The sequence below is a fragment of the Verrucomicrobium sp. GAS474 genome, assembly GCF_900105685.1.
Lineage (GTDB): Bacteria > Verrucomicrobiota > Verrucomicrobiia > Methylacidiphilales > GAS474 > GAS474.
Map to the genome: position 1 here is coordinate 3,161,667 of NZ_LT629781.1, position 13,947 is coordinate 3,175,613.

The 13,947-nt window shown below is 65.7% G+C and carries 9 protein-coding genes; 3 read left to right on the forward strand and 6 right to left on the reverse strand.

Features of this window, described 5'->3' with window-relative positions; all coding sequences use genetic code 11:
• Nucleotides 1–5: 5 nt before the first annotated feature.
• The 5 genes from gcvP to ispE all read right to left on the reverse strand — a co-directional run bounded on the left by gcvP (nt 6) and on the right by ispE (nt 7,990).
• Entirely contained in the window at nt 6–2,933 is a 2,928-nt protein-coding gene (gcvP, locus tag BLU04_RS13300) for an aminomethyl-transferring glycine dehydrogenase (protein WP_093286998.1), read from the reverse strand.
• Nucleotides 2,934–2,958: 25 nt separating this feature from the next.
• Complete coding sequence (gcvH, locus tag BLU04_RS13305) at nt 2,959–3,348, reverse strand: glycine cleavage system protein GcvH (RefSeq protein ID WP_093287000.1); 390 nt, start codon at nt 3,346–3,348, stop codon at nt 2,959–2,961.
• Between the two features lie 31 nt (nt 3,349–3,379).
• The gene (gcvT, locus tag BLU04_RS13310; RefSeq protein WP_093287003.1) at nt 3,380–4,471 is read right to left on the reverse strand and encodes a glycine cleavage system aminomethyltransferase GcvT; all 1,092 of its coding nucleotides are present in this window, start codon (nt 4,469–4,471) and stop codon (nt 3,380–3,382) included.
• Nucleotides 4,472–4,549: 78 nt separating this feature from the next.
• Complete coding sequence (locus BLU04_RS13315) at nt 4,550–6,970, reverse strand: hypothetical protein (RefSeq protein WP_157895350.1); 2,421 nt, start codon at nt 6,968–6,970, stop codon at nt 4,550–4,552.
• Nucleotides 6,971–7,129: 159 nt separating this feature from the next.
• Nucleotides 7,130–7,990: a 4-(cytidine 5'-diphospho)-2-C-methyl-D-erythritol kinase gene (ispE, locus tag BLU04_RS13320; protein ID WP_093287008.1), complete on the reverse strand. Its 861-nt coding sequence runs from the start codon at nt 7,988–7,990 to the stop codon at nt 7,130–7,132.
• A 32-nt stretch (nt 7,991–8,022) separates the two neighbouring features.
• Between ispE and pyrF the strand changes: the two genes are divergently transcribed.
• The 3 genes from pyrF (at nt 8,023) to BLU04_RS13335 (ending at nt 12,564) form a co-directional block, all read left to right on the forward strand.
• Nucleotides 8,023–8,709, forward strand: a complete 687-nt coding sequence (gene pyrF / locus BLU04_RS13325) for an orotidine-5'-phosphate decarboxylase (RefSeq protein WP_093287010.1) — start codon at nt 8,023–8,025, stop codon at nt 8,707–8,709.
• Between the two features lie 172 nt (nt 8,710–8,881).
• Complete coding sequence (locus tag BLU04_RS13330) at nt 8,882–11,134, forward strand: ABC transporter substrate-binding protein (protein WP_162274687.1); 2,253 nt, start codon at nt 8,882–8,884, stop codon at nt 11,132–11,134.
• 110 nt (nt 11,135–11,244) lie between these two features.
• Nucleotides 11,245–12,564, forward strand: coding sequence for a dicarboxylate/amino acid:cation symporter (locus BLU04_RS13335; RefSeq protein ID WP_093287015.1), 1,320 nt, complete (start codon nt 11,245–11,247; stop codon nt 12,562–12,564).
• A gap of 7 nt (nt 12,565–12,571) precedes the next feature.
• On the opposite strand, the gene BLU04_RS13340 is transcribed toward BLU04_RS13335, so the two are convergent.
• Complete coding sequence (locus tag BLU04_RS13340) at nt 12,572–13,870, reverse strand: tetratricopeptide repeat protein (RefSeq protein ID WP_093287018.1); 1,299 nt, start codon at nt 13,868–13,870, stop codon at nt 12,572–12,574.
• Nucleotides 13,871–13,947: the final 77 nt, after the last annotated feature.

Sequence of the window (13,947 nt, forward strand, 5' to 3'; positions counted from 1 at the left end):
AAAGTCTAAACGTAGGCATCGACCGGGAGGCAGGAGCAGATGAGGTTCCGGTCTCCGTAAACGTTATCGACCCGGCCGACGGGAGACCAGACTTTATGGGTCCGCAGCCACGGCAGCGGAAAGGCGGCCTGCTCCCGGGTGTAAGGCCGGTCCCACGCGTCGCCGCAGACGACGACGGCGGTGTGGGGGGCGTTCTTCAGGACGTTGTCCTTCGGGTCGGCCTGGCCCGAGGCGACGGCCTCGATCTCGCCGTGGATCGAGAGCATCGCGTCGCAGAAGCGGTCGAGCTCCTCCTTCGACTCGCTCTCGGTCGGCTCGATCATCAGCGTGCCGGGGACGGGCCACGACATCGTCGGGGCGTGGAAGCCGTAGTCGATGAGCCGCTTCGCGACGTCCTCGACCTCGATCCCGGCCTTCTTCCAGCCGCGCAGGTCGATGATGCACTCGTGAGCGACGAGGTTCCCGTGGCCCCGGAAGAGGACGGGGAAATGATTCTCCAGGCGGCGGGCGATGTAGTTCGCGTTCAGGATCGCGAGCTTCGTCGCCTCGGTGACGCCGGAGCCGCCGAGCATCGCGATGTAGGCCCACGAGATCGGGAGGATCGAGGCGCTCCCCCACGGGGCCGAGGAGACCGCGCCCGACTTCCCCGAGGTCCCGTTCCCGATCACCGAGTGGGAGGGAAGGAACGGCTTCAGGTGGGCGGCGACGCCGATGGGGCCGACGCCGGGACCGCCGCCGCCGTGCGGGATGGCGAAGGTTTTGTGGAGATTGAGGTGGCAGACGTCGGCCCCGATGTCGCCGGGGCGGCAGAGGCCGACCTGGGCGTTCATGTTCGCGCCGTCCATGTAGACCTGCCCGCCCGCCGCGTGGACGATGCGGCAAATCTCGACGATCCCTTCCTCGAAGACCCCGAAGGTCGAGGGATAGGTGACCATGAGCGCGGCGAGGTCGGCCTTGTGGGCCTCGGCCTTCGCCCGGAGGTCGGCGATGTCGATGTTCCCCTCGGCGTCGCAGGCGACGGCGACGACCTTGAAGCCGGCCATCGCGGCGCTCGCCGGATTGGTGCCGTGGGCCGAGGTCGGGATGATGCAGACGTGGCGGTTCCCCTCGCCCTTGGAGAGATGGTAGTCGCGGATCGCCAGGAGCCCGGCGTATTCGCCCTGGGAACCGGCGTTCGGCTGGAGGGAGACGGCGGCGAAGCCGGTGATCTCGGCGAGCCACCCTTCGAGCTCGGCGAAGAGCTCCGCATAGCCCTGCGCCTGCTCGACGGGGACGAAGGGATGGAGCTTCGAGAAGCCGGGGAAGGTGACGGCGAGCATCTCGCTCGTCGCGTTGAGCTTCATCGTGCACGACCCGAGGGGGATCATCGACGTGGCCAGGGAGATGTCCTTCAGCTCCAGGTGGCGGACGTAGCGGAGGAACTCGGTCTCGGTATGGTGCCGGTTGAAGACGGGATGGGTGAGGATCGCCCCCTGCCGCGCGAAGGCGGCGGGGAACGCGGCGTCGAGGCCCGGGCTCTCCTTCAACGCATCGAAGGTCAGCGGCGTCTTAGGGGAGAAGAGGGCGAGCAGGGCGTCGATGTCGGCGGGGGTCGTCGTCTCGTTGAGGGAGATGGCCAGGGAACGGGTCGGCAGCCCCGCGTCGAGGGTGCGGAGATTGATCCCGGCGGCGACGGCGCGGGCCATGAGGCCGTCGACGGTCTCCCCGGCGGCGGGGAAGACGTGGAGGGTGTCGAAGAACGGGGCCTCGCCGAGGGCGTACCCGGCGCGGCGGAGCCCTTCGGCGAGCGCCTTCGCCAACAGATGGACGCGGGCCGCGATCCGGCGGAGCCCCTCGGGGCCGTGCCAGACGGCGTAGAAGGAAGCCATGTTCGCCAGCAGCGCCTGGGCGGTGCAGATGTTGCTCGTCGCCTTCTCGCGGCGGATGTGCTGTTCCCGGGTCTGGAGGGAGAGGCGGAGGGCGTGGTTCCCCTGCGCGTCCTTCGAGACGCCGATGAGGCGGCCCGGCATGGAACGCTTGTACTCGTCCTTCGTGGCGAAGAAGGCGGCGTGGGGCCCGCCGTAGCCGAGGGGGACGCCGAAGCGTTGGGAATTGCCGAGGACGATGTCGGCCCCGAACTCGCCGGGGGGCCGGAGCACCGTCAAGGCGAGGAGGTCGGCGGCGACGACGACGAGGGCGCCCGCCTCCTTCGCCTTCGCGATCGGGGCGTCGTAGGAAAGGAGGGAGCCGTCGGTCGCCGGATACTGGAGGAGGAGGCCGAAGACCGAGGCGTCGATGAGCGCCGCGTCCTTGAAGACGTCGGTCACGAGGACGGCGATGCCGAGCGGCTTCGCGCGGGTCTGGACGACCTCGACGATCTGGGGATGGGCGAGGTGGGAGAGGACGAAGAGGCGGGCCCCGTCGTTCTTCCGCAGGTGGAAGGCCATCGCCATCGCCTCGGCGGCGGCGGTCGCCTCGTCGAGGAGGGAGGCGTTCGCGACCTCCATCCCGGTGAGGTCGGAGACGAGGGTCTGGAAGTTGAGCAGCGCCTCGAGGCGGCCCTGGGAGATCTCCGCCTGGTAGGGCGTATAGGAGGTGTACCACGCCGGGTTCTCCAGGACGTTCCGCTGGATCACCGGCGGGACGATGCAATCGTGGTAGCCCGTCCCGATGTAGGTGCGGAAGAGCTGGTTCTTTTCCGAGAGGGAGCGGAGCCGGGCCACCCCTTCCCGCTCGCCGAGGGCGGCGGGGAGCGCCAGCGGACGGCGGAGCCGGATCGCCTCGGGGACCGCCTCGTCGACCAGCGCCTCGAGCGAGGCATGGCCCGTGACCTTCAGCATCGCGGCGACCTCGTCGGCGTTCGAGCCGAGGTGGCGGGCGGCCAGCCAGTCCGAGGGACCGGCGAGGGCGTCGTTGGCGGAGGAAAGGGCGGAGGCGGGGGGGCGGGAGGTCATCGGAAGCGGAGGCACTGTCGGAAGACTAGGAGGCGATCAGTTTGGCGTAACCGGCGGCGTCGTTCAGCTTCGCCGTCTGGGAGGGGTCGGAGAGGCGGAGCTTGAAGATCCACGCCTTGCCGTAGGGATCGGTGTTGACGAGGACGGGCTCGCCCTCGAGGTCCTTGTTCACCTCGATGACCTCGCCCGAGAGCGGGGCGTAGATGTCGGAGGCGGCCTTGACCGATTCGACGACGGCGGCGGGCGACTTCGCGGCGACGACCTTGCCGACCTTCGGCAGCTCGACGAAGACGACGTCGGAGAGTTCGCTCTGGGCGTGGTCGGTGATGCCGACCGTGGCGATGTCGCCGTCGAGTTTCACCCATTCATGGGATTCGGCGTAAAGGAGGCCTTCGGGGATGTGGCTGCTGCTCATAAAAGTGGAGTTAGGGTCGGTATCGGATGGGTTAGGAACGCTTGTAAAAGGGCTTCGGGACGACTTCGACGGGGGACCGGCGCTCGCGCACCTCGAGGTCGAGGCGCTGGCCGGGCTTCGCGTACTCGGCCTCGACGTAGGCCAGGGCGATGCCGTGGCCGAGGGTCGGGGAAAGGCCGCCGCTCGTCACCTCGCCGACGAGCTTCTCCCCGGCAAAGAGCTTGTAGTGGGAGCGGGGCGGCGCCGACTTCTCGACGGGGCGGAGGGCGACGAGCCGCTGGGCGACCCCGTCCGCCTTCTGCGCAACGAGCCGCGCCTTGCCGGGGAAGTCGGCCTCCTTCGTCAGCGAGACGAAGATCCCGAGGCCCGCCTCGAGGGGAGTCCGCTCGGGGGAAAGGTCGTTGCCGTTGAGCGGGTAGCACGACTCCAGGCGGAGGGTGTCCCGGCAGCCGAGGCCCGCCGGTTTCGCCCCGGCGGCGATCAGCCGGTCCCAGAGCGCCTCGGCCGAAGCGGCTTCGCAGAAGATCTCGAAACCGTCTTCGCCGGTATAGCCGGTCCGGGTGATGAAGGCGAGGAACGGGAGACGGGCCGGGACGATCCCGTTGCGCGGGGGGCGGGGCCAGCCGAGGTCGGCCAGGAGAGCGTCGCTCTTTGGTCCCTGGAGGGCCACGGCGGCATAGGAGGCGCTCTTGTCCGCAAAGACCACGCCCTCGCCCGGGAGCCGGGATTCGATCCAGGCGCGGTCCTCGTCGATCTTCGAGGCGTTGACGACGAGGAAGAAGGCCTCCTCGTCGGCCCGGTAGATGATCAGATCGTCGATCACACCGCCCTGCCCGTTGAGCATGAGGGTGTATTGGCCGTCGCCGATGCGGAGACGCTCGATATCGTTCGTCAGGAGGGAATTGAGGAAGGCCGCGGCGGCGGGGCCCTCGATCATGAATTCGCCCATGTGGGAGATGTCGAAGAGCCCGGCACCGGTGCGGACGGCCTGATGCTCGTCAAGGATGCTGGTGTAGAAAACCGGCATCGACCATCCGCCGAACTCGACCATCCGGGCCCCGGCCTTCCGGTGCGCCGCCGCAAGGGGCGTTTCGAGGAGGGGAGCGGAGACAGGAGCGGTCATTGGAGAGGCTAGAGAGAAGAAAAAGTAGGTGTCAAATACATCCACGATCTCTTTCTCAACCTCCTGACTTAGCGAACGCTACCGATGAGCCCCCAAGTCATGAACCGCACGGGCCTTCCCCTGATATTCCTCGAATTTCCAGCCGGGATCCCGAAGAAGCGCCTCGTAAGCTGCGATCGCCTCATCCCGCCGCTTTTCCGGCCAGGCAAGGATAAACAGAGGCATGCCGGGGATTTGCGAAAGGAACCACGCCTCCAGATCGCCATAACGGACGGGGAAACGGGTTCCCACCGCCGGTCTCACCGGAAAGGGCGTGGCGCCGCTCTTCGAGAACGAACCACCGCCGACGTAGGCCGCCACCCCTTCCGCCTCCACTTCTCCCTCCCCAGCCATGGCTTTATTCTCCAGGATCGACGCCACCTCGGCACGCACCCCGGCGAAGCGGAGCATGGGGGAAGTCAGGAAGGCATCGTGATCATAAATCCAGTCGGTTTTTTCAAGAAAGAGCGCCCCTCCTCCGCCCTTGGCGAACAAAGCATCGACCGCAGCGCTCATGCCCGGAGCGTCGGGATGCTTCCACGCCAGAACGCAGAGATCGCCAAACTGCCCGTGTTCCGGAGCCCCTTTCCAATTTTCAGTAATGAGACTCAGCCATTCCACGGCACTCTTCGCCGCCGGGACTCCTCCGGTTCTCAAACGCCACTCCAGGAACGTAGTGATTGGCTCGAGCCTTAGCCACTCTGCGGAGCCTACGCTAAAAGGAGGTGGCTTCACATACCCCGCAAGGATTTGCGCGGAAGCCTCTTCCAATTCGGCCTTTCTCCCCCGCCCATCCCACTGGGCCAAAGCCGTTCCGACAAAAAGCACCTTCTGGAAAGCGTCCCGCCAGGCATTCGCCTCCTGCACGGTTCTCAACCGCGCCTCTTCCCCTTTGAGACGGCGAACCAGCAGATCGGAGACCGAAGGATCCTTCAGTTCACGCAATGCCTCACCTTTCATTTCCGTGGTCGGATGCCCGTCTGCCGGAGGGACGCTCGTAAACGTCGTCGCCCCCATGGAACGGACCCTTACATTCATCGGCTCGACGATGCGCCGCATCGCCTCCAGCCAAAGAGCCTCGGAGGCATGCTCATTCCCCACGATCCGATACCAGCGCTGGGGGATCGGCTCGTTTCCATAAGCGTTCCAGTAGGCGCGAATTTGCGACGCCATCGCCTTTCGCCCCTCGTCTTCATGCTGGGTGAGCCCGTCATTGATCGCCCCGGTGCGGAAGAAATCGGCGTTCAAGATCGAGGCGAGAGCCACATATGCCACCTCGGAGACAGAGACAACAGTGCGGCCCCGGAAAAAATCCCGCCCAAAACGGACGGATCGGGTCATCCGGGTATCGAATTCGAGGCAATCGAGGAGAGGGCCGACGGCGTCCTCCCCCTCCCCGATCAAGGCCTGAACGATCGGATCGTCCGCTGGATTGACATTCCCGGGCTGGCCGTCCTGCGTAGCCGAAACCAATTCCAAATTGCGAATCAGGTTCCGAATCCGCTCGGGATCGCCCTGGCCCTTCGGCATGACGGGAGCCTGGAGCGATAGGATAGCAGAACGTTTCGACAAAGAAGGGACGAGAGCATAAGCGGGTTCCGCGACCCGTCTTTCCTCATCCGCCAGCAGTACTGGCACCTGTCCAAAGATCACCCGAGCGTCGCTCCATTTCACCCGCGTACTGTCGATCACGGCCTCGTGTCGTTGCGCCTCCACTTCGACGCGAGGAAGGAGGGAATCCAACCTCCGCAGATCGGCGAGCGCCAATCGATCATCCCCCCGGCGTTGGGCACCCAGTGCACGGTCGAAAAGAGCCCAACACCATTCCCGGGCCAGATAAACGTAGTCATCTCCGCTTCCGAAGCCTGATTTCCATTGTTCCTCGACCCGCCCCGCCAACTCGCCTTCTCCCAGCCGCAGCAAAAAGATCGCCTGGAGCGCGGTCAACCTCGGTCCCTGTCCCGGCACAGGTTCCGCCAATGCAACCCCCGGAGCCACGCCTTCCCTTTCCGAAACGGCATGATCCAGCCGGGTGGGAAAATCAAAAACAACATGCTCCTTCCCCTGCGCCACATCTTCCCGCTTGCGACGTTCCTCTCGCTGTTCATTCGTGATCCGCACGGCGTCGAGCCAAGCCCGATCTTCACGTAACGCAGCTTCCACATCGGCCCGCAAATCAAGCTCGTGACCGATGGAAACCAGAGGATAGACCAATCCATTCCAACCGATGCCGAAACGGGGCGGTCCCGACACGGCAGGGATCGCCCACCCATGGATCGGGATCAGCGCGCCGTCACCCCACGTGCTGCTGCCGACGACGACCGTCATTTCCCGATAGGTGCAGCCCCGGGGATCGGGGAATCCGAGGTCGAACAACAAGCCAACGTCGTGAACGAAACCTTCAGACAAACCGGCTTCGCGAGGCTGCCACACCACCTGCTGCTGCGGCGGCACGGGCATAGTCTCCCAGCCGTAGCGGGGCAGAATCTCCCCAGCCGATGCCCGAAAAAAGGACGTCAGTAGAAGGAGTCCGCAGAGACTCCGCAAGGGAAGCGAATGGAGCCCCATCGAGCTCTTTTATCTCATGAGAAGGAAAAGGCTACAAGATCGATTCATCCACTAAGGACGCCACACCTTAAAAGGCTCGGCGAAGAGATTCTCCCCGAATTCCTTGCGGAAGGCGGCGGCCAGGGCGGCGGCATCGCCCCCCTTCCCCAGCAGGGCGAAGACGGAGCTGCCGCTCCCGCTCATCATCGCGCCGACGACGCCGGGCTGGCGGGTGAACCATTCCTTGGCGGTCGGGAGCCAGAGGTATTTGGAGAAGACGGGCGGCTCGAGGTCGTTCCGGAGCGCGCCGAAGGAGAACTCCGGCCCCTGGGAGCCGGGCTGCGGGTTCTGCGCGTAGGTCTGGTAGGCCCACGGCGTCGGGACGCCGAAGCCGGGATGGACGAGGAGGCCCTGGACGGCTTCGGTGTCGGCCCCGCTCCAGGCGGCGACCGGCTCGATGATCTCCCCCCGGCCCGTGCAGAGGGCGGGGCGGCGGTAGATGAAGAAGGGGACGTCGCTCCCCAGCCGGGCGGCGATCTCGGCCAGATCGGCATCGGAGGCGGCGACGCCCGTCAGCTGCCTCAGGGCGAGGAGGACGTGGGCGCCGTCGCTGCTCCCCCCGCCGAGACCGGCCCCGACGGGGACCCGCTTCGTCAGGGCGATGTCGACCCCTTCCTTGATCCCGAACCGTTCGATGAAGAGCCGGGCGGCCCGCCAGGCGAGGTTCGTCGGGTCGGCGGGGAGGTCGGCCCGGTCGCAGGTCATCGTCACCGACGGATCCCCCTCCCCTTTGAGGGAGACCGTGAGGAGGTCGCCGACGGTGATCGGCACCATGAGGGTTTCGAGCGCGTGGAAACCGTCGGGCCGCTTGCCGACAATTTTCAAATAGAGGTTGATCTTTGCGGGTGCAAAGACTTCAATTTTTTTCAACATCAGACGTTTCCTTAACCGGTAAAATAATCCAAATGCCCGCCGATCCCATCATCGTTGCCCTCGATTTCGACGAAGCCGAACAGGCTCTCCGTCTCGTCGCGCAAATCAAGGATTATCTCCGCTTTTTCAAGGTCGGCAGCCAACTTTTCACCCGGGAAGGCCCTCTTTTCATCCGGCAGCTCCGGGAGCAGGGCGTCGAGGTCTTCCTCGACCTGAAGTTCCACGACATCCCCGAGACGGTCCGCAAGGCCGTCCGCGCCGCCGCCGCCCTCGACGTCCGCTTCCTCACCATCCACGCCTCGGGCGGTCCCGCCATGATCGAGGCGGCCCTGAAGGGGGCCGAGGGCACCGGGACGACCGTCCTCGGCGTCACCGTCCTCACCAGCATGGACGAGGCCTCCCTCCGGGCCACCGGCCAGGCCCGGACCCCTGGGGAGCAGGTCCTCTTCCTGGCCGAGATGGCCCAAAAGGCGGGGCTGAAGGGCCTCGTCTGCTCCCCTTTGGAGATCGCCCCGATCCGGGAACGGCTCGGGAAGGAGATCGTCCTCGTCACCCCCGGCATCCGGGGAACCGCCGACCGCCTCGGCGACCAGAAGCGGACCCTTTCGGCCGAGGAAGCCCTCCGCCTGGGGGCGAGCCACCTCGTCATCGGCCGCCCGATCACCGAGGCCGCCGATCCCGTCGCCGCAGCCCGGGCCTTGGCCACGGTCTCGGCCTGATCCGGTCTCAATCGGATCGGATTCGGCCCGAACGGGCTTCCCCCGAATCTCTCTTTCTTCTTCTCTGAGAGCGGTTTCAGGTGTTTCGTCCGCTTTTTTGCCCATTTCGTCCAAATTCGCTTAGTAAATGGCGAATCGGCGCTTTCATGTATTCCAGTACCCAGGGGAATTCATGCGTCTTCACTTACACAGCCTGTCGATGCGCGTTCTGGGGGGGGTGGCCGCCATCCTCCTCGCGTCAGGCGTGGCCAGGGCCGACGTCGCCCCCGCTCCCGATGCGATCCGGGTCCAGTTGAAGTGGACCCACCAGTTCCAGTTCGCCGGTTATTACGCGGCCCAGGAAAAGGGCTACTACAAGGATGCCGGCCTCAACGTCGATCTTCAGGAGGCCACTCCGGCCACCGACGTCATCAAGGAAGTCGTCGATGGCCGGTCCCAATACGGCGTCGGCACCTCCGACCTGATGCTCGCCCGGGCGAAGGGCGCCCCGGTCGTCGTCCTCGCCGTCATCTACCAGCACTCCCCCTTCGTCCTCCTCGCCCTCCACGGCGACACGATCCGGGACATCCACGACCTGGTCGGGAAGCCGATCATGATGGAGAAGCAGTCGGCCGACATCCTCGCCTACTTCCACAACGAGGGGATCGATCCCTCTAAGCTGAACACCGTCCCCCACACCTTCAATGTCGACGACCTGATCTCCGGGAAGGTCGCCGCGATGACGGCCTACTCGACCGACGAGGCCTATCTCCTCCGCTCGAAGGGCTACGAGTCGATGGAATTCACCCCCCGCTCCGGCGGGGTCGATTTCTACGGGGATTCCCTCTTCACGACCGAGAAGGAACTCCACGACCATCCCGACCGGGTCCGCGCCTTCCGCAAGGCGACGCTCCAGGGCTGGAACTACGCGATGGAGCATCCCGACGAGATCATCGACCTCATCCTCAAGAAGTACCCGAGCCAGAACACCCAGGACCGCCTCGTCTTCGAGGCCATCGAGACCCGCCGCCTGATGCACCCGGAGCTGATCGAGATCGGCTACATCAACCCCGGCCGCTGGAAGGAAATCGAGGAGGTCTACCGCGAGACCGGGATGATGGACAACCACGTCGACCTCGACGCCTTCCTCTACAAGGAAAAGAGCGGCCTCGACCTCCACGAGATCTACTGGATCCTCGCCGTCTTCGGCGCCGTCACCATGGCGGCCCTCCTCTGGCTCTTCCCCCTCCTCCGACTGAACCAGAAGCTCCGCCGGGAAATCCTCCTCCGCTCCCGGACGGAACAGCAGCTCCGCCGCAGCGAGAAGCAATACCGCGACCTCGTCGAGGCCGCCCCCTTCCCCATCCTCATCGCGGAACCGAAGAGCCTCCAGATCCTCTTCGCCAACCGGCGCGCCTTCGAGCTCCTCGAGCTTCCGACTCCCAACCCCGCGAACCCCGGCGGCCCGGCGGCCCACCATTTCTACGCCTATGCGGAGGACCGGGACCGGATCGTCGCCGGGGTCTCGTCCCATCGTTCCCTCTGCGACGAGGAGATCGCCTGCCTCACCGGCAAGGGCCGCCTCATCTGGACCCTCGTCTCGGCGGGGGGGATCGAATTCGACGGACGCCCCGCCGTCCTCCTCTCCCTCACCGAGATCACCCACCGCCACCAGCGGGAACTCGAACTCCTCCAGGCGAAGCAGGCCGCCGAGAGCGCCAACGCCGCGAAGAACAGCTACGTCGAGGACGTCAGCCAGGAAGTCCGCAAGCCCCTCACCGGGATCATCGGCCTCGTCCGCCTCGTCCTCCAGAGCACCCTGCCGCAGGATGTCCGGGAAAACCTTCTCCTCGTCGAGAAAGCGGCGGGAAGCCTCGTCCACCTCGTCACCGACCTCTTCGACCGGACGAAGGACCAGGAAGACAAGAGCGAATTCAGCCCCGCCCCCATCGACCTCCGCACCTTCACGAGCGAGCTGGGCGACCTCTTCCGCCCCGCCGCCGAGGCCAAGGGGCTGATGCTGGAGCACACCGTCGACGAGGGGGTCCCGGTCTCGGTCCGCCTCGACCCGCTCCGCCTCCACCAGATCCTCTCGAACCTCGTGAACAACGCGTTGAAATTCACCGAAAAGGGGAAGGTCACCGTCAGCGTCCAAATGGGCCAGACCGACGAGGTCGGCAAGGTCCTCCTCCGGTTCCACGTGAAGGACACCGGCCCGGGCGTCGCCGCCTCGCTCCAGGGGAAGCTCTTCGACCTCCCCCCCGCCACCGCCCCCGATACCGACGCCCGCCCCCATGGCAGCGGCCTCGGCATCGCCCGCGACCTCGCCCGCCGGATGGGCGGCGATATCCTCCTCCAGACCCGCGAGGGCGAGGGCAGCCTCTTCCTCGTCACCCTGCTGGCCGATATCAATCAGGCCGCCGCGCCGGTCCCGGCCACCGCGTAAAGCTTCGGACCTCGGGTTTTCCCTGCCGCCCCGCCGAGGGGGGAGCAGTTTTGCCTAGACAGTTCGTTATAATTGTAATTTAAGCGGACTTAAGGTATCTTACCGAGAATATGAGCACCCTGCCGTCCAAAGAGGTCTTGAAAGAATCGCCCCATCGGAAACCGTGGTATCGGATCCTCTACATCCAGGTCCTCGTCGCCGTGGCCCTCGGCATCCTCGTCGGCCACCTCTATCCCGATCTCGGGAAGCAGCTGAAGCCCCTCGGCGACGGCTTCGTGAAGCTCATCAAGATGATCATCGCGCCGATCATCTTCTGCACGATCGTCCATGGCATCGCCTCGACGAGCGACAAGCGGAAGTTCGGCCGCGTCAGCCTGAAGACCCTCGTCTACTTCGAGATCGTCTCGACCCTCGCCCTCCTCATCGGCCTCGCCGTCGTCCTCTTCTTCCAGCCCGGCACCGGCTTCAACATCGATCCCGCCACGCTCGACCCGAAGATCGCCCACAAATACCTCGACCAGTCGCAGAACCTCACCGTCGTCGACTTCCTCCTGAACCTGATCCCCGAGTCGTTCTTCGCCCCCTTCTCGAGCGGCAACCTCCTCCAGACCCTCCTGATCGCGAGCCTCACCGGCGTCTCCCTCTCGATGATCGGCGAGCCCGCCCTCCCCGTCCTGCGGGCCGTCGACACCGTCGCCACGGTCATCTTCAGCATCATGCGGATCGTCGTCCGGATCGCCCCCATCGGCGCGTTCGGCGCGATGGCCTTCACCGTCGGCAGCTACGGCATCGGCTCCCTGAACAAGCTCGTCCTCCTGATCGCGACGTTCTACCTCACCTCCGTCGCCTTCATTGTCATCGTCCTCGGGATCGTCGCGAAGATCAGCGGCTTCTCGATCTTCCGCTTCCTCGCCTACATCAAGGAGGAACTCCTCCTCGTCCTCGGCACCAGCTCCTCGGAGACGGCGCTTCCCGGCATGATCAACAAGATGGAAGGCCTCGGCTGCACGAAGCAGACCGTCGGCCTCGTCATCCCCCTCGGCTACAGCTTCAACCTCGACGGGACGAACATCTACATGACCCTCGCCACGATCTTCCTGGCGCAGGCGACCAACACCCACCTCGACGCGTGGCAGATCTTCGTCCTCCTCGGCGTCTCGATGCTCTCCTCGAAGGGGGCCAGCGGCGTGACCGGGGCCGGGTTCATCACCCTGGCGGCGACCCTCGCCGTCGTCCCCACGGTGCCGATCGAATCGCTCGCCATCCTCGTCGGCATCGACCGCTTCATGAGCGAGTGCCGCGCGATCACGAACATGATCGGCAACGGCGTCGCCACCGTCGCGATCAGCCGTTGGGAAAACGAGGTCTCGGCGGAAGAGGTCCGCGCCAATCTCGAAAGGCCCCGCTCGGTCGTCGAGGCGGTCGCCTAACCGAGCTCTAGATCGAAGGGTCGGCGGAGTCCCCGCCGACCTTCTTTTCCAGGGAGCGGACCAGCTCCCGGTGGGCGGCGTTCTGGGGCTGGAGGCGGAGGGACTGGCGGGCGGCGTCGAGGGCCGCGTCCCATTGGGACAGCTGGATCGCGCAAAGGGACATCCCCTGCCACGCGCCGAAGTGGTCGACCTTCATCCGCACCACCTGGCGGCAGAGCGCGAGGCTCTCCTCGTAGCGTTTTTCCAGATAACAGACCGTCGCCAGCTTGTTCACCGGCTCGGCCCAGGCGGGGAAGGCGGAGATGAGACGGGCGAAGACCTCCTCGGCCCCGGGATAATCGGCCTTGTCGAGGCGCGTCATGCCGCGCTCGATCTCGGTGCGGGCGGCGGCCCCCTCCTCGTTGAGCCAGCACTCCCAGAGCCCCCGCATCGCCAACGGGGCGATGCCCGGCTCCTCCAGCGCCAGCATCGCCACGAGGAGGGCCTCGGCCTTCGACTCGACCAGCGCGTGGAGCGCGAGCGCCCGGGCCGTTGAATCCCCCTCGATCAGCTTCCGCGTCACCGCGTAAAGAGCCTCGGCCAGGGGGGAGACTCCCTCGCTCTTCCGCCCTTCGGGCTTCGAGATCGACAGCGGAGAGGAAAGGGAAGAGGCGAGGAAGGTCTCCTCCGACTCCTGCTTCCGCTGGGGGGAGTCCTCCGCGGGCTCGTGCGTCTCGTGAATCGGGGGCGTCCCCGGCGGTCCCTTCGGAGCGCCTTTTCCGGGCGGCTTCTCCTTGGCCTTCGCCTTCGTCTTCGGCGTCGTTTTGGCCGGCTTTTTTTCGCCGCGCAACGGGGCCAAGTCGGGATCGGCTTCGGCCTGCTTCCTCAGGCGGGGATCGAGCGCCACAGCCTGTTCGAGGAATGCCTGCGCCTCGGTGAGCCGGTCGGTCTGGGCAGCGTAGCAGGCGAGATTGAAGGGAATCAGCGCCTCCTTCGGATGGAGGGAGAGGGCGAGCTCGAGGACTTTCCGGGCCGCGGTGATCGATTGCTCCCGCCGTAGGGCGTAGGCCCAGCCGATAAACCAGGCGGGCCGGGTCGGTTCCCGGCGGGCGCACCGCTCCCCGACAACGCGCATCTCCCCCCACCGCCGCGCCTCCTGGAGGATGGCGAGGCGGAGCTCGTCGAACTCGAACCGGGGACCGATCTTCGCCTCGGCCTCGGCGGCCTCGGCCAGGGCCTCGTCCCACATCGACAGCTCGTAGTAGCCCAGAATGGTCTGGATCTCGCGGCGGACGTCGGAATCTCCTGAGAACTTCGGCGCGGACATAAGATCTTGAGTTATAAACTTCAATTACGACGATAACCCCTAAATTCCATGCCACCAAAAAGATTTCCTCTCGCTCC